The 22,095-nt window shown below is 64.9% G+C and carries 23 protein-coding genes; 13 read left to right on the top strand and 10 right to left on the bottom strand.

What is annotated here, in order from left to right:
• Positions 1-46 precede the first annotated feature (46 nt).
• A complete protein-coding gene (locus tag FJ956_RS02665) occupies positions 47-229 on the top strand; it encodes a hypothetical protein (RefSeq protein WP_140673538.1) in 183 nt (60 codons plus the stop codon).
• A 41-nt stretch (positions 230-270) separates the two neighbouring features.
• On the opposite strand, the gene FJ956_RS02660 is transcribed toward FJ956_RS02665, so the two are convergent.
• The 7 genes from FJ956_RS02660 to FJ956_RS02630 all read right to left on the bottom strand — a co-directional run bounded on the left by FJ956_RS02660 (position 271) and on the right by FJ956_RS02630 (position 6,632).
• The gene (locus tag FJ956_RS02660; protein WP_140673536.1) at positions 271-1,062 is read right to left on the bottom strand and encodes an SIS domain-containing protein; all 792 of its coding nucleotides are present in this window, start codon (positions 1,060-1,062) and stop codon (positions 271-273) included.
• A 22-nt stretch (positions 1,063-1,084) separates the two neighbouring features.
• Positions 1,085-1,852, bottom strand: a complete 768-nt coding sequence (locus FJ956_RS02655) for a GntR family transcriptional regulator (protein ID WP_140673534.1) — start codon at positions 1,850-1,852, stop codon at positions 1,085-1,087.
• The gene (locus FJ956_RS02650) at positions 1,849-2,721 is read right to left on the bottom strand and encodes an ROK family protein (RefSeq protein ID WP_140673532.1); all 873 of its coding nucleotides are present in this window, start codon (positions 2,719-2,721) and stop codon (positions 1,849-1,851) included. Before FJ956_RS02650 ends, FJ956_RS02655 begins: the two co-directional genes overlap by 4 nt.
• On the bottom strand, positions 2,718-3,458 hold the full coding sequence (locus FJ956_RS02645; protein WP_140673530.1) for a PIG-L family deacetylase: 741 nt from the start codon (positions 3,456-3,458) through the stop codon (positions 2,718-2,720). The genes FJ956_RS02650 and FJ956_RS02645 overlap by 4 nt, the downstream gene beginning before the upstream one ends.
• Positions 3,455-4,312 (bottom strand): carbohydrate ABC transporter permease, encoded by an 858-nt coding sequence (locus tag FJ956_RS02640; RefSeq protein WP_140673528.1) that lies wholly within the window; start codon positions 4,310-4,312, stop codon positions 3,455-3,457. Before FJ956_RS02640 ends, FJ956_RS02645 begins: the two co-directional genes overlap by 4 nt.
• Positions 4,309-5,241, bottom strand: coding sequence for a sugar ABC transporter permease (locus tag FJ956_RS02635; protein WP_140673526.1), 933 nt, complete (start codon positions 5,239-5,241; stop codon positions 4,309-4,311). Before FJ956_RS02635 ends, FJ956_RS02640 begins: the two co-directional genes overlap by 4 nt.
• 119 nt (positions 5,242-5,360) lie before the next feature.
• Positions 5,361-6,632 (bottom strand): extracellular solute-binding protein, encoded by a 1,272-nt coding sequence (locus FJ956_RS02630; protein ID WP_140673524.1) that lies wholly within the window; start codon positions 6,630-6,632, stop codon positions 5,361-5,363.
• Between the two features lie 336 nt (positions 6,633-6,968).
• Here FJ956_RS02630 and FJ956_RS02625 point away from each other — a divergent pair, with 336 nt between their 5' ends.
• From FJ956_RS02625 to FJ956_RS02615, 3 genes are read left to right on the top strand one after another with little or no spacing between them, the layout of a single operon-like run.
• Complete coding sequence (locus FJ956_RS02625; protein ID WP_140673522.1) at positions 6,969-8,261, top strand: sugar ABC transporter substrate-binding protein; 1,293 nt, start codon at positions 6,969-6,971, stop codon at positions 8,259-8,261.
• Positions 8,262-8,289: 28 nt separating this feature from the next.
• Entirely contained in the window at positions 8,290-9,180 is an 891-nt protein-coding gene (locus FJ956_RS02620; protein ID WP_140673520.1) for a sugar ABC transporter permease, read from the top strand.
• A complete protein-coding gene (locus tag FJ956_RS02615; RefSeq protein WP_140673518.1) occupies positions 9,177-10,037 on the top strand; it encodes a carbohydrate ABC transporter permease in 861 nt (286 codons plus the stop codon). The genes FJ956_RS02620 and FJ956_RS02615 overlap by 4 nt, the downstream gene beginning before the upstream one ends.
• Here the strand turns inward: FJ956_RS02615 and FJ956_RS30805 are convergent.
• From FJ956_RS30805 to FJ956_RS02605, 3 genes are all read right to left on the bottom strand, one after another.
• Positions 10,027-10,416, bottom strand: coding sequence for a hypothetical protein (locus FJ956_RS30805; protein ID WP_246671981.1), 390 nt, complete (start codon positions 10,414-10,416; stop codon positions 10,027-10,029). The genes FJ956_RS02615 and FJ956_RS30805 overlap by 11 nt on opposite strands.
• A gap of 28 nt (positions 10,417-10,444) precedes the next feature.
• Positions 10,445-10,639 carry a hypothetical protein gene (locus FJ956_RS30800; protein ID WP_246671980.1) on the bottom strand — a complete coding sequence of 65 codons (195 nt, stop codon included), beginning with the start codon at positions 10,637-10,639 and terminating at the stop codon, positions 10,445-10,447.
• 82 nt (positions 10,640-10,721) lie between these two features.
• Entirely contained in the window at positions 10,722-11,906 is a 1,185-nt protein-coding gene (locus FJ956_RS02605) for a Gfo/Idh/MocA family oxidoreductase (protein ID WP_140673516.1), read from the bottom strand.
• 313 nt (positions 11,907-12,219) lie between these two features.
• On the opposite strand from FJ956_RS02605, the gene FJ956_RS02595 reads away from it, so the two are divergent.
• From FJ956_RS02595 to FJ956_RS02555, 9 genes are all read left to right on the top strand, one after another.
• Positions 12,220-13,119, top strand: a complete 900-nt coding sequence (locus FJ956_RS02595; RefSeq protein ID WP_140673512.1) for a MurR/RpiR family transcriptional regulator — start codon at positions 12,220-12,222, stop codon at positions 13,117-13,119.
• Between the two features lie 195 nt (positions 13,120-13,314).
• On the top strand, positions 13,315-14,097 hold the full coding sequence (locus tag FJ956_RS02590; protein ID WP_140673510.1) for an SDR family oxidoreductase: 783 nt from the start codon (positions 13,315-13,317) through the stop codon (positions 14,095-14,097).
• 2 nt (positions 14,098-14,099) lie between these two features.
• Positions 14,100-15,629: a mannitol dehydrogenase family protein gene (locus FJ956_RS02585; protein ID WP_246671989.1), complete on the top strand. Its 1,530-nt coding sequence runs from the start codon at positions 14,100-14,102 to the stop codon at positions 15,627-15,629.
• Positions 15,630-15,647: 18 nt separating this feature from the next.
• Entirely contained in the window at positions 15,648-16,559 is a 912-nt protein-coding gene (locus tag FJ956_RS02580; RefSeq protein WP_140673506.1) for a sugar phosphate isomerase/epimerase, read from the top strand.
• Positions 16,560-16,644: 85 nt separating this feature from the next.
• A complete protein-coding gene (locus FJ956_RS02575; protein ID WP_140673504.1) occupies positions 16,645-17,679 on the top strand; it encodes an ABC transporter substrate-binding protein in 1,035 nt (344 codons plus the stop codon).
• Positions 17,680-17,905: 226 nt separating this feature from the next.
• Entirely contained in the window at positions 17,906-19,450 is a 1,545-nt protein-coding gene (locus FJ956_RS02570; protein ID WP_140673834.1) for a sugar ABC transporter ATP-binding protein, read from the top strand.
• A complete protein-coding gene (locus FJ956_RS02565) occupies positions 19,447-20,433 on the top strand; it encodes an ABC transporter permease (RefSeq protein WP_140673502.1) in 987 nt (328 codons plus the stop codon). Before FJ956_RS02570 ends, FJ956_RS02565 begins: the two co-directional genes overlap by 4 nt.
• Entirely contained in the window at positions 20,430-21,416 is a 987-nt protein-coding gene (locus tag FJ956_RS02560; RefSeq protein ID WP_140673500.1) for an ABC transporter permease, read from the top strand. Before FJ956_RS02565 ends, FJ956_RS02560 begins: the two co-directional genes overlap by 4 nt.
• Positions 21,417-21,567: 151 nt before the next feature.
• Positions 21,568-22,074, top strand: a complete 507-nt coding sequence (locus tag FJ956_RS02555) for a hypothetical protein (RefSeq protein ID WP_181170095.1) — start codon at positions 21,568-21,570, stop codon at positions 22,072-22,074.
• The last annotated feature ends 21 nt before the right edge of the window (positions 22,075-22,095 follow it).

Raw genomic sequence — 22,095 nt, 5'->3', positions numbered from 1 at the left:
GATTCGCAGCAGGCCTTGCCAAGGCATCGAACGGAAGGAAAACGCGATGGCCATTCTCCCCAATCCCGACCCGTCTCCCACGCCCGTGCCCACGCCGCCGCCCATCCCGGAACCGAAACCGGTGCGCGAGCCGGATCCGGATCGGCTGCCCGACGAGGAGCCGATCCCCAATCCCGATGAGAATGACGCGCCGCCCAGGCATTCCGCAACCAGGCGGCGCTGGATTTGAACGCTCATGGGAGGCGCCTGATGCGCCTCCCATAAGGCTGATCATTCCCCGCGCATTGTCGCCTGGAAGGTCGGCAGGTGCTTCTTCTGTGCCTCGATCATGCGTTCGCGGTAGACGCCGTAGATGACATCGGTGTCGTGCAGCGTCACGCCCGCAATGGTCGGCGAGGCGAAGACCGGCAGCTCGATGCCCCGCTTCGACAATTGCTCGGCCGTGCGCGCCAGCAGCTCATGCGCCATGATCATCGCCAGCACCGTCGAGGAACCCGACACCGGGCGGCTCCAGCCTTCGATCGGCACCACCGCGTCCTCGATCGGCGAGCAGGTGTCGATGACGAGGTCGGCGGCGTCCGCCAGCCGCTTGCCGGAGGAATGCGTGGCCGGCTTGTCGAGATTGTTCTTGCTGGTGACCGCGACGACGAAGATGCCGCGCTTCTTGGCGTAGAGCGCGGTGTCGATGCCGGAGGAGTTGCGGCCGCTATGGCCGAAGATGATGATGGAATCGCCCTTGTTCAGCGGCTGATGGTCGAGGAATTTCTCGGCATATTTCTCGGTCCGCTCCAGCCACAGGAGCTCGCGCACGCCGCCGGCTCCGAGCACGTTGTGCCACATCACGCGCGGGTCGGTCAGCGGGTTGAAGCCGACGAAGCTGCCATAGCGCGGGAACATCTCCTGCGCCGGCAGCACCGAATGGCCCGAGCCGTAGAGATGCACCAGCCCGCCATTCTCGAGCGTGTCGGCGAAGCGGCTCGCCGCCTGGCCGAAGGCTTCGGCATTCGCCTTCGAAGCCTGTTCGAGAAGAGCGGTGAGGCGTGGGATATAGAGATCGGACACTTTGGTACTCCTGTTGATCGTGTCAGCTTCTGGTGTTCGGGAGGCGGCCGGCGCGCAGCGTCGAACGGATTTCGTAGCGGTCGCCGCGCATGACCGAGACCGTGAATTCGAACGGACCGCGCTCGTCGACGGTGATGCGCTCGACCACGAAGGCCGGACTGCCCGCGGGCAGGTCGAGCAATTCGGCGTCCGCCGCGCTGACGACGCCGACGCGGTAGTTCTCGCGCGCCTCGACCGGCACGATGCCGTACTGGCGCTCCAGCGCCTCGTAGAGCGAGCCCTTGAGCAGCCCGGCATCGAGGAAGCCCGGCACCCGCGCGGCCGCCAATTGCGCGGTCTGGATGCCGATCGGCTCGTTGTTGCCGAGCCGCAGCCGCCTGATCCGCACCACCGGGTCGCCTTCCTCGATCTCCAGCGCGCCGGCCGCCGCCGCATTCGCGGTCGTCAGGCTGCAGTCGAGCAGGCGCGAGCCGGCCACCACGCCGATATTGCCCATTTCCTGAGTGAAGGAGGTGAGCTCGCGCGTGCCGGCGACCAGCGTGGCCGAGCGCACGAAAGTGCCCCTGCCGTGCTCGCGCCTGAGCAGCCCGCTTTCCTCGAGATTGCGCAACGCATGGCGCAAGGTGATGCGGCTGACGCCGAACAGCGCGCAGAGCCGGTCCTCGGCAGGGATCTGGTCGCCGGTCGCCCATTCGCCGCTCTTGACGATGGCGCGGATCGCCTCCTCCACCTGATACCAGAGCGGCTCGGGCCGCTTGCGGTCGGGCTGCTGAAAACTCGCTTCGCTCATCGGATCTGCCTCCACCCGCTGCCCGCCTGCCCGGCAAGTGCGGCACCCACCAGCCCGGCGCGGGCGCCGAACAATCCCGGCTTGAGGTCGATGCCGCGCATATGCGGCGGCAGTTGACGCCGAAGCGCCGCAAGCAGCGGCGGCGCGATCACATCCAGCGCATCGGCAAGCCCGCCCGAGACCAGGATGACGCCCGGATCGAGCAACCCGACTGCGCCGGCCAGCGCCGTGCCGAGCTGGCGTGCAGGCACCTCGAGCAGGGTCTGCGCAGCAAGCTGACCCGCCTTGGCGGCTGCGATCAGTTGGCGGCTGTCGGCCAGTCCTATCTCTCCGGCAAGGGCGTCCAGCGCACGGCCGGAGGCGACACGCTCCAGCCAGCCGCTGCGCTCCTCGCCATGGTCCCTGATGTCGGCGCTGGCCCAACCGAAGGAGCAGGCGCCGCCATGCGCGCCGGCGACGATGCGGCCATTGGCCAGAACCGCCGAGCCGATGCCGGTGCCGATCGCAAGCAGGATCGCATCGGAGACGCCCTTGGCCGCGCCTTGCGCCGCTTCCGCCAGCAGCGCGATCTGCGCGTCATTGCCGACCGCCACGCGAAGGTCGGGAAACAGCGCCGCAATATCGACGCCGTCGAGCCAGGGCAGGTTCGGGATCCAGCGGCAGACGGATCCTTCGGCCAAGCCCGGCACGGCAAGCCCGAGCGCCTCGGCTTCGCCGGTGGCCGCAAGCGCGCGGACGCGCGCCACGAACGCGTCGAGCTTCTGCGGCGCCGGCTCGCGGACCTGCGGCGCAAGAGCGCCGGCATCGCCCGTATGGATCGCGGCGCGCAGATTGGTGCCGCCGAGATCGATGGCCAGCACCCGTGTCATGTCTCGCGGCTCCGGTCGGCGGGCGGCGCGAAAAGGCCGCTGCCGGCATTCCAGGAATGCGAGGCCGCCGCGAAGGCCTGCGCATGGCGCGTGCCGCGCAGGCAGCCGCGAAGCCGGTAGAGCGCGCTGTAATAGTCGACATAGGGAAAGCTGCTTAAGCCCCGCGCCAGCTCATATTCCATCACGGCCTCCCGCCAGGCGTCGAAGCCGGCGCTGACATCGACGAGGTGCTCGGGGCGAAAACCCTCGTCATCCTCCCAGTTCTCGCCGAACAGCAAGAGCTGCGGCGTGTGCGCTGGATGGGCGCGCTTCAGCGTCGGCAACGCGGAAAAGAAGATGCCGGTCTGGGTGAGATGCGCCGCAGCGCGATGGTCCTTGTGCCAGCTGCCGTGCCAGTGGGTGACGACCACCTCCGGCCGCACTTCGCGGATGACGTCGCAGACCTGCAGGGCGGTCGCATTGTCGTTGGGCAGGAAGGCGTCGCGCAGCTTCATGTTGCGCATGTCGACGCCGAGCCGCGCCGCCGCCTTCGCCGCTTCGTCCTCCTTCTGCGCCGAATAGTGCTCCGGGATCAGGCAGGGATGCCCCTGCTCGCCCATCGACAGATGCAGGAAGGTGACCTGGGCGCCGCCCTTGGCGGCCGCGGCGGCCAGCGGTCCGGCGATGACCTCGGCGTCGAAAGCGTGTGCCCCGACGACCAGGATCGAGCGCGCCGCATAGACCTTGTCCTCGATCATTTCATGCCTCCCCCGGCGCCGACGCCCTCGCGAATCTGGCGCGCCAGCAAACAATACATGATCAGGATCGGTGCCATGGAGATCGCCAGCGAAGCGAACACCAGGCCCCAATCGGTGCGGAACTGTCCGACGAACACGCTGATCGCCAGCGGCACCGTCTTGTAGCGGTCGTCGAAGATGAAGATCAGCGGGAAGAAGAAGTCGTTCCAAACCGCGATCGCCGTGAAGATGGCGACGATCGACACCGCCGGCTTCACCATCGGCAGCACGATCTGGAACAGGATGCGGACCTCGCCGGCGCCATCCATCCGCGCCGCCTCGTCGAGCTCGGAGGGCAGCACGCGCATGAAATTGGCGAAGATGAAGACGGCGAACGGGATGCGGATCGCCGAATAGACGAGGATCAGCCCGGTGAGCGAATCGAGCAGGCCGAGAGTGCGCATCAGCGTGAACAGCTCGACCGAGGCCAGCCTGATCGGCAGCATGATGCCGGACAGGAAAAGGCCGAGCATGATGCTGTTCCAGCCGAGCTTGTAGCGGCTGAGCGGATAGGCGGCCATCGCCGAGACGACGATGGTGAGGATCACCGCGCCGCCGGTGACGATCAGGCTGTTGATGAAATTGTGGCCGAGATCGGCGCGCGTCCAGGCGCGGACGAAATTGTCGAAGGCAAAGCTCTGCGGCAGGCCGAGCCGGTTGTCGTAGATTTCGGCCGTCGTCTTGAAGCAGGAGATGACGAGGATGTAGAGCGGCAAAAGCACCGCCGCCGTCCAGACCAAAAGGATGATCCAGCCGGGCAGCCGCGCCAGTCTTTGCGGAATAGCCAATGTTTGCTGAAAGGACAGCGCGCTCATAGCTCGACCGTCCGCTTGTCGAAGAAGCGCAGCATCAACAGCGTGCCGATGCCGAGGATGAGGAACAGCATCGTGCCGAGCGCCAGCGCCAGTCCGATATCGGTGATGCCGACCGCGCCTTCCGCGCCGAAGGCCAGACGGTAAAAATAGGTGACCAGCGTGTCGGTCGAATAGCTCGGATTGCCCTGCACGCCCTGCATCACATAGACGATGTCGAACTGGTTGAAGGTGTTGATGAAGGAGAGCGTCGTCAGCGTGCCGAGCGCCGGCATCAACAGCGGCAGCGCGACTGAGAAAAGCATGCGCGCGTTGCCGGCGCCGTCGAGCTTCGCCGCCTCGAACACCTGCGGCGAGATTTGCCTCAGGCCCGCCGTATAGATCAGCACCGGCAGGCCCATCCAGTTCCAAGCGTCGACGGCGATCAGCATGCCAAGCGCGGTGTGGCTGTTGCCGAGCACGGTCAGGCTGCCCTGATGCAGGCCCAGACCATTGAGCGCCCATTCGACGATGCCGCCGGGCGCCAGCAGCAGGCGCCACAGCGCGCCGACGATGACGGGGCTGAGCACAGCTGGGAAGAAGAACACCGACTGGAAGAAGGCCGCGCCCTTGCCGCGCAGGAAGAGCAGCCAGGCGAACAACAGTCCGAGCCCGTTCTGCAGCACCATGATGCCGAAGAACCAGGCGATGTTGTGCCAGAGCGCCCCGTGGAGCCGCGCGCCGCTCGGGAACACGAACAGGCGCGAGAAGTTCGCGAGCCCCGCGAACTCCTGCATGCGCAGCCCCTTCCAGGCGAAGAAGCTGCCCCATAGTGACATGAGTAGCGGATAGAGCACGAATAGCCCATAGACGGCCAAGGCCGGCAGGATGAACAGCACCGCCATGCACTGCTGCGTGCGCTGAAGGCTGGTCGTGCGGCGGGGCTTGATCATGCGCTCTGTTCTATCGGGATGAAGCGCCGACCGACCGGAGCATGATGCCGAAAAGTGTGAAGCGGTTTTCGGACCACATCGTACTCCATCCCTTTGATGAGAACGGCCGGCGCAATGTCTTACTGCTTCGGCTTGAACCAGGTGGCGACCGCCGCCTGCATGTCGGCCGCCAACTTTTCCGGCGCGACATTGCCTTCGACCATGTCGATGATCTCGGACTGCAGCACGGACGACGCCGTCGGCGTCTGCCAGCGGAAGCCGACCAGCGTCAGGTAAGGCGTGGAGTTCTTCGCCATCTCCATCATCTTGGAAAGCACCGGGTCCTTGACGGTGACGTCGGTGCGGGCCGGCGGCCAGCCGAGCTCGTCGGCGAAGGCTTGCGCGAACTCGGCCGAGGCCATGTAGTTCAGCACCTTGGTCGCCGCTTCCTTGTTCTGGCTTTCGGAGACGAGACCGTAGGAGCCGTCCGAGAAAGCCGAGGTGTAGAGCTTGGTCGAGGCGTCGTCGGCCGGGAACGGGAAGATCGAGAATTTCAGCTTCGGGTTCTGCGACTTGAAGCTGCCGTTCTCGAACGAGCCGCCGAAGAACATCGCCGCCTTGCCGCCGATGAACTGCTGCGTCGCGGTGGTGTAGTCGATGCCGGCAAAGCCGTCGGAATAGTATGGCTTCAGCTCGGCGAAGCGCTTCAGCGCCGCGACATAGCGAGGATCCTCGAAGGTGGCCTTGCCGCTCATCATCTCGTCATAGAAGCCGGGGCCATAGAGCGTCGGCCCGATGACGCCGACGCCGATCTCCAGCTCCCAGGCCGACCCGTTGGCGCCGCCATTGGCGATCGGCGTGATGCCCGCCGCCTTGAGCTTCTCGCAGGCAGCGACGAAGTCCTTGTAGGTCTTGGGGATCTCGATGCCTTGCGCGGCAAAAATCTCCTCATTGTAGAAGACGCCCATCATCGGTACCGAATAGGGTACGCCGTAGAGCTTGCCGTCGGCGCGGCCGCGCGCCCCGCCAAGCGCCGCATCCGGCATGTTCTTCAGCTCCGCCACGCTGTCGTCGAGCGCGTCGAGGTAGCCGCCCTCGATGAAGGGCTGCAGTTCGCCATAGGCCTTGAGCTGCGCGATGTCGGGACCGCGCCCGCCGCGCAGCGCCGTGCTCAGGCGATTCTGGTAATCGGCGTCGGGCGTGAACTGGATGTCGACCTTGATATCGGGATTCTTCTTCTCGAAGGCCTCGAAGATGCGGTGCATCGCGGCCTCGTCCTCGGTGCGCCAACTCCATAGCGTCACCGTCGAGTCGGCGCGGGCCGGCAGCGTCGTAAGGATACCGGCGCCGGCGGCGGCAAGGCCGCCGATCAGGCTGAGCGCGGCGCGCCGGTGTATGGAAAGCATGCTCATTGCCAGTTCTCCCATTGTTTCGGTTTTGAGGTCCGCGCGGCAAGCGGCACGAAGGCGTTCGTCGCCACTCGTCTGCTTTTCCACAAAGTCATTATAACGACATGATGCCATCCGCAAGAGCCGCCAAGACGTTTGCGGCCGCCGGTCGATCGGCAACGGTGAGGGGAATGTCGCTTTATCTATCTGATTCATATGAATAATCTAATGAATCCGACATTGTCTGGATTTTTGACCCACAAGCATGATCCGAACGTTCCCATGCAAGGGGGCTTGCGCCTTTGCTCAAACTTGTCATAACGTCATTCGCTCTTGTCACGGCCTGTGTGGAGGATGTCGATGTCGCTTGCCTGGATCTCGAAACTGACTCTCGCCGTGGGGCTGGTTGCGCTGCCCGCGACCGGCTGGGCGCAAGCGGTGAACATCTCCTACCTGACGCATTGGTCGCCCGAGACGGTGGCGCTGCTTGAGGCGGCGGCCAAGGATTTTTCCAAGCAGAATCCCGATGTCGCCATCACCGTCCGCGCGGTTCCGTTCGGCGATCTGCTGACAACGCTGCGCTCGCAGAGCGGCTCCTCCGACGGTCCGACGATCGGCGGCATCTACGATCTGTGGCTGCCGGAACTGGCCAGGGACAAGCTCGTCGCCCCCGCTCCCGACGCCGTTGCCGGCGAGGTGAAGAGCGCTTGGCCGGCGGGCGTCGTCAGCGCCGCCTCGGTAGGCGGCACGCTCTACGGCATCCCGAACGAGATCGACGTCTATGCGCTGAACTACAACAAGGAACTGTTCAAGGAAGCAGGCATCGCCGCTCCGCCCAAGACCTGGGCCGAATTCAAGGATGCCGCCGCGAAGCTGACCGACAAGGCCAAAGGCCAGCAGGGCTTCGGCATGATCAACTCATGGGCGGCGGGGGTGGTCCATCCTTTCGCCTCGCTGCTCGTCTCCAATGGTGGCAACCTGGTCAAGGACGGCAAGCCGGCGCTGGGCAGTCGCCAGGCCGGCGAGACCTTCGCGCTCTATGAAGACTTGATAAAGTCCGGCGCGAGCAATCCGGCGATGGCGACGGCAGACGCCAACACAACCGGCCCGTTCCTCGACAATTTCGTCTCCGGCAAGACCGGCATGATCATCATGGCGAACTGGTGGGAAAGCGCACTGAAGACCGGCATGGCCGACAAGTTCGCCAACGTCGCCACCGCCCCCATCCCCGTCGGTCCAAGCGGCGACAAGCCGCATTCGATCTCCTACTCCTGGATGACCGTCGTCAACGCCAAGGCCGGCGAGGCCGAGCAGAATGCGGCCTGGGAGTTCCTCGCCTGGCTGAACAGTCCAAAGTCAGGCAAGAACGGCGCCTCGGCCATGTCCGACATATTGATGTCGATGGGCATCCTGCCGTCACGCAACTCCGACATCGAGGCGCACAAGGACAAGCTCGGCTCCGAATTCCTCTCCGGCTATGTTTCCGTGCTTGCCGATGCGCGCCCCTTCCCGGTCGTGCTCGGCGGCCAGGAATTCTCGGAATCCCTGCAGCAGACGCTCGAGGCGTTGCAGTATGGCCAGGTCTCGGCCAAGGATGCGCAGGCGAACGCGCAGACCGACGCCACGTCGATCCTGGAGCGCGCCGCCAAGTAAGTTCGGGTCCCTGACCGGAAGCAGGTGAATGGCCAAAGCTTTTCGTGCCTCGGCGGGCATCATGCTTGCGCCCGCCGTGACATTGATCGGCGTGTTTGTGCTGCTGCCGATGCTGCTGACCGTATGGCTGTCCCTCCAGGACTGGTCGACGCAGACGCCCTTTTCCGGCGCGAGCTTCGTCGGGCTTGGCAATTTCCGTGAGATTTTCGGCCCCACCTCGGTCGGCCGCGACTTCAAGACGGCCCTGCTCAACACCGCAATCTACACCGCGCTGTCGGTCGCCCTCATCCTGCCGCTGTCGGTCGTCTTCGGCCTGCTGGTCCATCAGCGCGAGGTCGCCGGCGGCACCCTGCTGCGCACGGTGCTGTTTTCCACCTACATGGTGCCGATGATCGCGGTCGCGCTGGTCTGGTCGAAGCTCTATTCGCCGAGCGAGGGACCGCTCAACCAGTTGCTCGGCCTGGCCGGCATCGGTCCGCAGCCATGGCTCTCCTCGCCGCGCTCGGCGCTGATCTCGATCGTGCTGCTCAATGTCTGGCAGCAGGTCGGCTATTTCACGGTGCTCGCCATCGCCGGGCTGACGCAGATCCCGGGCAGCCTCTATGAGGCGGCGACGCTCGACGGCGCCAACGGCCGCGAGCAGTTCCGCTTCATCACCCTGCCCTTGCTTCGCCGCACGCTTCTCTTCAGCGCCGTCATCGCCATCATCAATGCGGTGCAGGTGTTCGAGCCGGTGGCACTGATCACGCAAGGCGGACCGGTCGGCTCGACCAACGTCCTCACCTACCACATCCGCCGCGTCGGCATCGAACGCGCGCAGGGCGGGCTGGGCTCTGCCATGGCGGTGATGCTGATGCTGTCGCTGATCGTCTGCGTCTCGGCGCTGTTTGCCTTCGTCAACCGCAAGGACGGCGAATGAGCGCGATAACCCGATCGCTCACCCGCAAGCGCCCATCGGGCCGCAAGGCGCTGCTCGCGACCGCAATGCTTCTGGTCGCCGTCGCCTCCGCCTTCCCGCTGGCCTGGATGGTGCTGTCCAGCCTGAAGACGCCGGGCGAGACCATGCAGGTGCCGCCGGTCTGGCTTCCACATACGCCGACCCTGCAGGCCTATGAAAAGGTCGCCGGCGTCATCAATCTTGGACGCTCGATGTGGAACTCGCTTGTCATCGCCTCGGTCACCACCGCCGGCATCCTGGTCACCAGCATGATGGCCGGCTACGCTTTCGCCAAATATTCCTTCCCTGGCCGCTCGCTGCTCTTCTCGCTGCTGATCGCCACCATGTTCCTGCCGCCGATCGTGACGCTGATCCCGCTCTACCGCATGGTCGGCTCGATCGGGCTGAACGCCAGCCTTGCCGGCATCATCGTGCCCAACCTCGCCAACGCGTTCGGCATTTTCCTGATGCGCCAGTTCATCGCCAGCGTGCCCGACGAACTGATCGACGCCGCCCGCATGGACGGCGCTTCCGAGCTGCTCATCCTGTTCAAGATCGTGGCGCCGAGCGTGGCGCCGGCCATCGCGGCGCTGGCTCTGTTCGCCTTCGTCTATCACTGGAACAGCTATCTTTGGCCGCTCACCGTGCTGCAGGGCAATGCCGACGCCTATCCGATCGTCATCAGCCTGAGCCGGCTCTTGAGCTACAACCGCGGCGCAATCAACACCGGCCTGGTGATGGCCGGCGCGACGCTCGCCGTGCTGCCGCCGCTCGTGCTCTTCGTCTTCCTGCAGCGCTTCTTCGTCGATTCGATCGTGGGGTCCGCGATCAAGGGCTAGTTTGCGAGAGTCGCTCAGCCAGCCTCATCGACATTCGGCAATTCAAGCGCGGAACGCAGTAAGCCGCGATCCCGCCGGTAGAGAGTAGAATATGTGACCGCTCCAACAAATCGGCGTAAGGCTGGAAATCCGCGATGCGCTTGTTGAAGGGTATTGTTCCGCAGCCGGGAACCAGGCAGTCATGCTTTCCTTTCGGACATTGGTTGAAGGAACAAAGCCGGCCGAGATAGCGGTCGCTGCCGGGCTCGAACAGGAATACGTCGAGCTGATGGTCGGCGACACTGATGCCTGCGCCCGCCTCGAAGGCTTGCCGTAGTTTTGCAGCGCCGGCGCGGCGCAGCTCGTCGAGCCGGTGTTGCGAACTGATCCAAAGGGCCAAGTCGAGATCGCTGCATTCATGCCAGACCTCAATGCGCGCGACGAAATTCGCTAAACCGGGGAATCTCCTTCCAGAGTGATTTTGCCACTGATCCTATGACAGCGATCGCTTCTATCTCGGGGAACGCCATCCAGGACTGCGTGACGACATCGGCGGCCTGGCGGAATTCGCGCTGGCGCCGCAAGAGGTAACGGTTCTGCTCTTCGATCTGCGCGCGCTTCATGATTCACCGAGGCAGCTTCATCAAATTGCGTTGCGGCCATCGGAGGCTGAGTTTGGTAAGCCGTCAAGAGTGCGACTGGCCCTCACTCAAACCTCGCCGCCGTCCAAGCCCCTCCCGCCGCGTTCGACTCCACCGCCGCCGCGACAAACTTCACGCCGCGCGCGCCGTCGACCACGTCGGGCACCTGCGCCGCCCGCGCGGCGTCGACCGCCCCGCCCGATCGATGCGCGCGGATGATGTCGGAGACGTCGCGGTAGAAATTGGCCAAGGCCTCGATATAGCCTTCGGGATGCGCCGCCGGCATGCGCGAGACGCGCCGGGCTTCCGCCGTCGAGCCATGGCCGCCACGCACCAGCGTGCGCGTTTCCTCGCCGTAGGACGAGAAGCGCAACTCCTCCGGCCGCGATCCCGACCATTCGAGCCCGGCCTTCTCGCCATAGATGCGCACCGAAAGGTCGTTGTAGTGGCCGGGCGAAGTCTGGCTGGCGAGGATCGTGCCGCGCGCGCCGCCTGTCCAGCGCAGCAGCACATGCGCGTTGTCATCGAGGCGCCGCCCCGGCACGGCGGTGAACAGGTCGGCGGAAACCGCCTCGGCCTCGAAACCGGAGACGAAGCTTGCCAGGTTGAAGGCATGCACGCCGATGTCGGCGAGCACCGCCGACTGCCCGGCGCGCGCCGGATCGGTGCGCCATTCGGCCTGCTTCTGGCCTTCGGCGTCGATCGGCTTGGTCAGCCAGTCCTGGATATAGGCTCCGTGCACCGACACGATGCGGCCGAGCTCGCCCGCCGCCACCATCTCGCGCGCCTGGCGCACCATGGCGTAGCCGGTGTTGTTCAGCGTGACGACGAAGCGGCGCTTCCTGGCTTTGGTCAGCGCAACCAGCGCTTCGGCCTCGGCAAGCGTCGTCGACAGCGGCTTGTCGCAAATCACGTCGATGCCGGCTTCGAGGAAGGCGGCGGCGACCGGCGCGTGCAAATGGTTGGGCGTGACGATAACCACCGCCTCGATGCCGTCCGGCCGTGCCGCTTCGGCCTTCGCCATGACGTGGTAGTCGGCATAGCTGCGTTCGGGCGCGATGCCGATCTCCGCGGCGGAGGCGGCTGCGTTCTCCGGATCCGAGGACAATGCGCCGGCGACCAGCGCGATCTGGTCGTCGAGCCGCATGGCCAGCCGGTGCACGGCGCCGATGAAGGCGTTGCGGCCGCCTCCGACCATGCCGACCCGGAGACGTTGGCGCGACGTACCATCGGCGGTTGCATAGACCATGATTGCGATTATTCTCCCAAGTTCGATGTGCCGGTCGTCGCCGATGTTTATCGGAACGACCGTGGTTGTTTTCGAATGATATTTCTATTTTTTGTTTTGTAAAACGATTGTGCCGCGTTAGCGTTTGATCCAGGTCCAGCTAGAGCATGATCCCGAAAAGTGGGAACCGGTTTTCGGAAAAGATCATGCTTCAACAACGAGCTGGATCGGGACGACGGTTCAACGAAACGTCGTCCCGATCCAACGGACCGCATCCGGAGGGCAGGGATCGGATGACGCATCCGATGGTTGGGGTCACGATGAGGCATATCCTATGAGCGGCCGCAGCAAGGCGGCCGACGAACAGTCTGCACACAGTTTGGAGACGGCGGCGAGAAAGCGGAGCCGGTCGCTGGCGGCACTTGGCTACACCAAGCCGCAAACCTACGAGGAATTGCGGGCGGTGCTTTCGTCGGGCACCGTGCATTTTCCGAAGCGGCTTCGCCAGGTGGCGATCTTCCTCTGGCAGCATCCGAGCGAAGTGGCTCTGGGCACGATCGCGCAGGTGGCGGACCAGGCCGGCGTGCAGCCTTCGACCCTGGTGCGCTTCGCGCAGATCTTCGGCTATTCCGGCTTTTCCGATTTCCAGCTCCTGTTCAAGGACCGCATGAAAGGCTCCTGGCCGGACATGCAAGGCAGCCCGGACAAGACCGAGGAACCGAATGCCAACCTGCATTTCCTCAATGGCATGGTCGGTGCCTGCCAGGCCTCGCTCGGCCGCATCGGCAATAATTTCGATATCGCCGCTTTCGAGACGATGGTCGATCATCTGGCGGCGGCCGAGCTGATCTATGTCATCGGCAGCAAGCGCGCCTTCCCGGTCACCACCTATCTGTCGCTGACGCTCTCGCAGCAGGGCGTGCGCAACGTGCTGGTCGACAATGTCGGCTCGACCGCCTTGGACCAGGTCGGCTGCATCACGCCGCGCGACGCGGTGCTGGCCGTGTCCTTCAGCCCCTACAATTCGATCACGCCCGACCTCGTCGCCGTCGCGCATGAGCGCAAGGCGCGCATTCTCACCATCACCGACAGCACGTTTTCGCCGCTGGTGAAACTCTCCGACACCTGGCTGGAAGTGGTCGAGCAGGATTTCGGCGGCTTCCGTTCGCTCGCCGCCTCGCTCGCCGTCGGCATGGCCTTGGTTCACGGCGTCGTCGCGCAACGGACAGGTTGACCAGAGCAATTCCAGGAAAAGTGTGAGCGGTTAAGTTCGGCGTCTTCGCCGTAACCTTCCGTCCGGAATTGCGAAAAGATAAGGAGATGGAGCGGTTCACCGGTTCCATGAAACGGTAACCGCTCCAGCACGATTGACTAAAGAGAACCATCGTTCCATATTTGAAAAAATGGAAACTTTGTTCCGGGAGGAGGAATGGAGGTTCGTCTCGACGGCAAGGTGGTGCTGGTCACCGGCGCGACGCAAGGCATTGGCCGCGCGATCGCCGAGATCGCTGCGCGTTCCGGCGCCGAAGGTCTCGTCATTACCGGTCGCGACAAGCTGCGCGGCGCAGAGGCCGCGGCGGCTATTTCGCGGATGGGCACCCCGACAGTCATTGTTCCGGCCGATCTCGCCGACCCCGCTGCAGCGGCGCGGCTGGTGGAATATTGTATTTCCCACTTCGGCCGCATCGACGGCCTGGTCAACGCCGCCGGCCTGACCGACCGCGCCTCTTTCGTCGACGCCACGCTCGACGACTGGTCATCGCTGTTTGCCGTCAACGCCCGCGCGCCCTTCTTCCTGATGCAGGCGGCGATCGCCGACATGAGGAAACGCGGGCAGGGCGGCTCGATCGTCAACATCCTGTCGATCAACGCGCATTGCGGCTCGCCGGAGTTGGCCGTCTATTCCGCCACCAAGGGCGCGCTGGCGACGCTGACCAAGAACGCCGCCAATGCCCACCGCTTCGACCGCATCCGCGTCAACGGCATCAATGTCGGCTGGACAGACACGCCGGCGGAGCGGGTCATGCAAGCCGAGACGCTCGGCCAGGGGCCGGGCTGGCTCGACGCGGCCAATGCGACGCAGCCCTTCGGCCGGCTGTTCTCCGTGACCGACATAGCCAACCTTGCCGTCTTCCTGCTTTCCGAGGCGGCCGGCCCGATGACCGGCGCGCTGATCGACCAGGAGCAATGGGTGATCGGAGCCAACCGGTGAGCGTGTCACCGCCCGAAAGCCTTAGCCCTGCCCTGCTCGGCCGCTTGCCGTCCGAGGTCCGCAAGCCGGCTTACGATCGCGCTACGCTGAAGCCTGGGATCGCCCATATCGGTGTCGGCGCTTTCCACCGTTGCCATCAGGCCGAATACACCGACGATCTGCTGGCGAAGGATTTCCACCACTGGGGACTGGTCGGCATCAATATCCGCCCTCCCCTGCTGGCCGACACGCTCGGCCGGCAGGACGGCCTCTACACGCGGCTGATCCGTCATAACGACGAGGTCGAAGCGCGCGTCATCGGCAGCATCGTGCGCGTCGTCGACAGCCAGCAAAGTGCTGCGCCGGCGCTGGATGTGCTCGCCTCGCCTGGCATCGAGATGGTCACCATGACCGTGACCGAGAAAGGCTATTGCCACATCCCGTCGAGCGGCGTGCTCGACCTCGACCATCCCGACATCGCGCACGATCTCGCCAGCCCCGAGACGCCGCGCAGCGTGCCAGGCATCCTGGCAAGGGCGCTGGAGCTGCGCATGGCCACGCATGGCCGGCCGGTGACGCTGCTGTCTTGCGACAACATCCCAACCAACGGCATTATCCTCGGCAACGTCGTGCGTACCTTCGCCGAGCGGCGCGGCGAGATGCTGGCGGACTGGATCGAAGCCAATGTCGCTTTCCCCTCGGCCATGGTCGATCGCATCGCGCCGGCGACGACCGAGGCCGATATCGGCACCGTCGAGCAGCGCTTCGGCTATCGTGACGACGCCGTGGTGGTGGGCGAGCGCTTCCGCCAATGGGTGATCGAGAACCGCTTCGCCGGACGCGTGCCGCGCTGGGACCGCGTCGGCGCGACCTTCGCCGACGATGTCACACCGTTCGAGCATCTCAAGATGCGCGTGCTGAACGGCGCCCAGACGACGCTCAGCTATCTCGGCGTTTTGGGCGGCTTCGAGCACACGTTCGAGGCCATCGCCGACCCGCTTCTGGCAGGTTTCGTCCGCCACATGCTGAGCGAGGAAACTCTGCCGACACTGATGCCCGTGCCCGGCATAGCGCCAACAACCTATGTCGAGCAGAGCCTTTCGCGCCTCACCAACACGGCGATCCGCCATCGCAACCACCAGATCGCCACCGACGGCTCGCAGAAGATCGTGCAGCGCCTGCTCAACCCGATCCGCGACCGCCTGGCAAAGGGCGAGAGCATTGCGCTGCTGTCGGTCCCGGTCGCCGGCTGGATGGCCTATCTGATCAAGGCGTCCGCGCGCTTCGGCCGCGCCTGGCAGGTGTCCGACCCCTTTGCCGAGAAAATTGCGGCGATCGCCGACCGCATCGGTGCGGACAGCAAGGCGCTCGTCGATTCGATCCTAGCCATCGACGCTATCTTCGACCCGGCCTTGGCCGCCAACGCGACATTCCGGGCGCATATCATCGCCGGGCTCGATGGTTTGCTTTCGGGCGATCCGATGGGCTTTGTCGGACAGGTCTGCGCTGGGCCAACCGATGCGCCGTTGAAGCAGCCGGCGCGATCTGCATAGTTAGCTACCGGAGGGAACATGAAGCTTGGACTGCTGACAGCACCATTCCCCGACACGCCGCTCGGCGAGGTCGCCGACTGGGCGCGCTCGGCCTGCTTCGAGGCGCTGGAAATCGCCTGCTGGCCCAAAACGTCGGGCGCCAGCCGCCGCTATGCCGGCACCAGCCATATCGACGTGGACATCCCGGCCGCACAGGCCAAGGACATCGCCGCCGAGCTTGCCGGCAAAGGTCTGACCATCTCCGGCCTCGGTTTCTATCCCAATCCGCTCCATCCCGACCGGGCGCATCGCGAAGCGGTGATCGACCATCTGAAGAAAGTAATCGTGCTCGCGAGCCGCATGGGCGTGCCGCTCGTCAACACCTTCTGCGGCGGTGACGCTTCGAAGAACGTCGACGCCAACTGGGAGGATGCGCAAAAAGTCTGGCCGGCGATCGTCGCCCACGCCCGCGAGCACGGTGTAAAACTCGCCTTCGAGAACTGCCCGATGATCTTCAGCTATGACGAATGGCCGGGCGGGCACAACATCGCCTATTCGCCCTATGTCTGGCGCCGCATCCTCGAAGCCTGGAGCGGCGATGTCGGCATGAACTTCGACCCCTCGCATCTCGTCTGGCAGATGATCGACAAGGAGCGCTTCATCCGCGAGTTCGGCGCAAACATGCTGCATGTGCACGCCAAGGATCTGATGATTGATCATGATGGTTTGTACGAGCGCGGAATCCTTTCGGCTGGCATAGGCTGGCAGGTGCCGCGCATGCCGGGGCTTGGGGACATCGACTGGAGCAGGATTTTTTCGGGCCTCTACCGGGCCGGATATGACGGGCCGGTCGTCATCGAGCATGAGGACCGGCGCTTCGAGGGGACGGATGAAAAGGTCAAGCGCGGCTTCCTGCTTGCCCGCGACGTGCTGCGCCCCTTCATCAAATGAGGAAGAGCTTGGCGCCGACCGCATCGGCGCCCAGGAACTGAACGAAAAAATCGAACTGAAAAGATCAATGTGGAGGAGTACTGAAATGAAAAGACATCTGACCGTGGCCTCGCTTCTTGCCGGCGCCGCCTTGCTTGCCTCGGTGGGCGCCTCGGCCGCCGCCGGCAAGTACACGATCGGCATTTCCAACACCGTGCAGGGCAATGGCTGGCGCGAGGAGATGATCTGCGCGATGAAGGCGCAGGCGCTTGCTTCCGGCGAGGTGGCGAAACTCAACATCGCCCATCGCAACACCGACGCCGCCGGCCAGCTCGAGGACATCCGCAACCTGATCAGCGCCAAGGTCGACGCCATCGTCGTCAATCCGGCCGATCCTGCCGGCATCAAGGCCGGCCTCGAGGAAGCCACCAAGGCCGGCATCGTCGTCGTCGCCGTCGACCAGGCGGTGACCGAGCCGTCCGCCTACATCATCTCCAACAACCAGGAACAATATGCCTATCTCGGCGCCAAGTGGCTGTTCCAGCAGATGGGCGGCAAGGGCGAGGTGCTCTACATGCGCGGCGCCGCCGGCGCTTCGGCCGACTCGGATCGCGACAAAGGCTTCAAGAAGGCGCTCGCCGAATTCCCCGACGTGAAGGTCGCGCAGGAAGTCTTCACCGGCTGGCAGCAGGATCAGGCCAAGCAGCAGATCCTGTCCTTCCTCGCCACCGGCACCCCGATCAACGGCATCTGGACCTCCGGCATCGACAACGTGATCGTCGACGCGCTGGTCGAGCAGCAGGCGCCGATGGTGCCTGTGGTAGGCGCCGACAATGCCGGCTTCGTCGGCCAGCTCAGCTCGGTCAAGGGCCTGGTCGGCGCTGCGGTCACCAATCCCGGCTCGATCGGCGGCGCCGGCGTGACGCTGGCGCTCCAGATCCTCGACGGCAAGAAGCCGGCGCAGCAGACCGTGCTGGTCGAGCCGCAGCTCTGGGAAAACGCCACCGACGAAGGCAAGGCCAAGCTGAAGAGCGTCGTCGATCCCTCGCTCAGCCCCGAATGGCCGGTCTCGATCTCGATCCCGGACTGGACGACCTACACCAAGGAGCAGATCGTCGCCTGCAAGGGCCCGGGCGAGTAAGAAACGAGACGCCTTCTGCCTTCTCCCCTTGTGGGAGAAGGTGGATCGGCGCATAGCGCCGAGACGGATGAGGGGTGTTCCAGGGAACGCCAACGTCTCACTCCGCTGGAACACCCCTCATCCGTCGCCTTCGGCGACACCTTCTCCCACAAGGGGAGAAGTAGAAGTCAGCCACCGCCTGCATTAGTTTCTGGAACGAGAACCACACCATTTGACAACAAACCCGTTGCCGCAAAGCCCTCTCCTCGACGCCACCGGCGTGACGAAGAACTACGGTGCGGTTGCCGCGCTGCGCACTGCCTCGCTGTCCGTATTGCCGGGCGAGGTGCATGCGCTGATGGGCGCCAACGGCGCCGGCAAGTCCACATTGGTGAAGATCCTGACGGGGGCGATCAAGGCGGACGCGGGGCGCATCCTGATCCGCGGCCAGCAGCTCGATATCCGCTCGCCCGCCGACGCCCGCCGCGCCGGACTGCTGCCGGTCTACCAGGAACCGGCGCTGATCCCCGATCTCGATGTCCTGTCCAATTTGCGGCTGACCGGCACGCCGGTCGAGCCGTTCCGCGCCTGGGTGCGCGAGCTCGGCATTCCCGACCTCGATATCCGCGAGACGGCCCGCCATATCCCCTTGGCCATCCTGCGCGTGCTCGACCTGGCGCGCGCGCTTGCCGTCGAACCCGACGTGCTTCTGCTCGACGAGATGACCGCGGCTCTGCCCGCGAACCTTGCCGAGAAGGTGCTGGAAGTCGTGCGCCGCCAGGGTGACGCCGGCCGCTCCGTCATCTTCATCTCGCACCGTTTCGTCGAGATCTCCGCGCTTTGCGACCGCGCCACCGTGCTGCGCGACGGCGCAACGGTCGGTGTCGTCGACATCGAGCCCGGCGTCGAGGAAAGAATAGTCGAGATGATGCTCGGCACCCGCATCGAGAAGACACGCGTCACCGCGCGCGCGGCAAATGATCTGGCGGTTGCCGACGGCGGCCGCCCGCGATTGTCGGTCCGCAACCTGCAGCTCGGCACCAAGCTCAACGACGTCTCCTTCGATCTCGCCAATGGCGAGGTCGCCGGCGTGTTTGCGCTCGAGGGCCAGGGCCAGGACGAGCTCTTCGCAGCGCTTGCCGGCTCGATCCGTCCGACCGGCGGCACCATCGACGTCGACGGCGCGCCGGTGAAATTCTCGCATCCGAGCGACGCCATCCAGGCCGGCATCGCCTATGTGCCGGGCGACCGAGCCGAGGCCTTGGCCATGCAACGCTCGGTGCGCGAGAACATCGCCCTGCCCTTCAGCGCCGCGCTGCGCAAATGGGGCCCTATCCGCATGCGCCGCGAGCAAATGGTGGTTTCCAGCGCCATCGCCCGGCTGCAGATCGACACACGCGCGCAGGGCGAGGTGCAGCGCCTTTCCGGCGGCAACCAGCAGAAGGTGACGATCGCCCGCTGGATTGCAGCCGGTGCCCGCACCATCCTGTGCTTCGACCCGACGCGCGGCATCGATGTCGGCACCAAGCAGGAAATCTACAAGCTGCTGCGCGAGCTCGCCAGCCAAAACAAGTCGGTGCTGTTCTACACATCCGAAATGGAAGAGGTGCAGCGTGTCTGCGACCGCGTCATCGTCATCTTCGGCGGCCGCGTCGTCGACACTTTCCCGGTCGAAGAAGCCGATGAAGCGGCATTGATGCGCGCAGCCTACGGCCTGCCGCGCGGCGCCAAGGCGGATGTCGGCATCCTTGCCGAAGTCAAACCCGGTTCCAGCGCGGAGGCCGCGTCATGAGCCGCTTTCTCCGCAACCAGGGTTGGGTCGCAGGCCTGTTCGCCCTGCTGATCTTCCTCTTCGTCGTCACCAAGCTGATCCAGCCGGGCTATGGCAGCGGCGACTTCGGTTCGCTGGCGCGCGCGGTTCTGCCTTACGCCTTTGCCGTCGCGGCCCAGACCGTCGTCGTCATCGCCGGCGGCATCGACCTGTCGGTCGCCGCCATGATGGCGCTGACCAGCGTTACCGCCGCCTCGATGATGGACGGCGCCAGCGAGGAATATGCCCTGTTCGTCGTGCCCTTCGTGCTGGCCATGGGACTGGTGCTCGGCGCGCTGAACGGCGTCCTCATCGTCGTCACCCGGGTGCCCGACATCGTCGTCACTTTGGCCATGCTGTTCGTGCTCCAGGGCGCGGCGCTGCTTGTGCTGGGCGCCCCCGGCGGCGCCGCCGCCGAATGGCTGAAGGCAAGCGTCATCGGCACCGTGCCGATCCCCGGCCTGCCGGATTGGGCTGACGCCTGGGTTCCGAAGGCGCTGGTGCTGCTCGTCGTCTGCCTCTGCATCGTGTGGATTCCGCTTAGGCGCTCACGCCTCGGCCTCTCCATCTACGCCATCGGCAGCAACGAGCTCGCCGCCTTCCGCAGCGGCGTGCCGGTGGCGCGCACCAGGATCGTCGCCTATGCGCTCTCCGGCCTGTTCGCGGCGATGGGCGGATTGTCTCTCACCATCAGCACCGGCATCGGCGCGCCCATCCCCGGGCCTTATCTGCTCGCCAGTGTCGCCGCGGTGGTGCTGGGCGGCGTCGCGCTCGGCGGCGGCAAGGGCGGCCTGCTCGGGCCGATCATCGCCGTCTTCGTGCTAAGGCTGGTGCGCACCGACCTGACGCTTCTGGCCATCGATCCGAACGTCACCGCGATCATCGAAGGCGCGATCATGGTTGCGGTCGTGATGTTCGGCGCCTTCATCACCATCCGCGGCCGTCCGGTGGGAGCAACGTCATGACCGACACCGCGACCATGCCCCAGCTTGTCTCGTTCGGCCGCCGCCTGAGGCGCTTCATGGCGGACCGGCCGCTGATCCCGCTGATCATCCTGCTGATCATCCTCGTGGCGATCCTGCAGGTCCTGCGCCCCGGCATCGTCAACGAGCGTTGGCTCGCCAACACGGCGAAGTTCGCCATCCCGCTTGCCATCCTCGCCGGCTGCCAGACCATGACGATGCTGACCGGCGGCATCGACCTTTCGGTCGGCACCGTGGCGACGATGAGCGCCTTCATCATGGCGACGCAGATCGTCAACCAGGATCCGACGGTGGCTTTCCTGCTGGCCATGATGCCCGCCGTGCTGATCGGCCTCGTCAACGGCATCGGCGTCGGCGTGTTCCGCGTGCATCCGCTGATCATGACATTGGGCACCAGCCTGATCGGCACCGGCTTCCTGCAGGTCTACCAGCGCACCGTCATCGCGTCCGGCGCCAGGATTCCCGATTTCCTCAACTGGCTGGGCACCGGCGTCACCTATGGCTTTCCGAACGCGCTCCTCCTGTTCGTGCCGGTGGCGGTGCTGATCGTCTTCATGCTGAACCGCACCGGCTTCGGCCGCCTGCTTTACGCCGTCGGCGACAATGAACGCGCCGCGCGCCTGTCCGGGGTACGCTACTGGCAGGTGATCACGGCGCTCTACGTCCTCTCCAGCCTGCTCGCCGGCATCACCGGCCTGCTCTATATCGGCCTGATCAAAGCGCCCTCGCTGTCGCTCGCCGAGCCGCTGGTGCTGCCTTCGGTGGCTGCCGCCGTCATCGGCGGCACCTCGATCTTCGGCGGCCGCGGCGGCTACACCGGCACCATCATCGGCGCGCTGATCCTGACCGTGCTGACGACACTGCTCACCATCCTGCAGATGCCCGAAGGCGGCCGCCGCATCCTCTTCGGCCTCATCGTGCTGTTCGTGACGGCGGCGTATTTGAGGATCGTCGAGGATCGGTAGTATTTGAGCTAAGGCATGTCGCGCAAAAGTGCGCAGCGGTTTTGCGGCAACGACATGCATAAAATAGGGATTTAAAGTGCGTCGCCCGAATCGGTTTTCGGGTGACGCGCTTTAAGGCGGCTCATCCCCGTCGCGTCGAGAGGCACCCCCTATGGCCGAGCGTTCGCGTGTTGTTACTGCAAACAGTCCTGCCGATGATGACCCGCGTCTCGCGTTCATCTATCAGGAGGCGGTGAGAGGTCTCACCCATCAGCAGACCGTGGTGGAGAATATGAGCACCCGCGCCGGGAGCCTGATCTTCGCCACGGCATTCGCGAACTCGCTGCTCGGCGGCGCGGCCCTTTCCGACGGGCTTGGGCTTTGGGAATGGATTGCGGTGTCCCTGCTGTTCAGCATCGGCGGGCTTATCGTCTTCATGCTTTGGCCTTATCACCAATACTCATTCCGCTTCGATCCGGAAGAACTGCTGCATCAATATGTCGATGGCGACGGGCCGGCATCGATGTCGGCGATGCACCGCGCCCTTGCTCTACGCATCAAGGCGGACATGGCCGCCAACTGGCGAATTATCCAGCGCCTGCGGGTGGCGTTGCAGATCGCGCTGCTCTTTCTGTTGCTCAACATTCTGGCCTGGCTCTTGGCGATCGCGGGCGCCTGAGCCAAAACCGCGCTGTGGCCT

The sequence above is a fragment of the Mesorhizobium sp. B2-4-3 genome (genome assembly GCF_006442815.1).
In the GTDB taxonomy this organism is placed as follows: Bacteria; Pseudomonadota; Alphaproteobacteria; order Rhizobiales; family Rhizobiaceae; genus Mesorhizobium.
The sequence above is the reverse complement of the archived record's forward strand: the minus strand, read 5'-3'. Positions and strand labels throughout refer to the sequence as shown.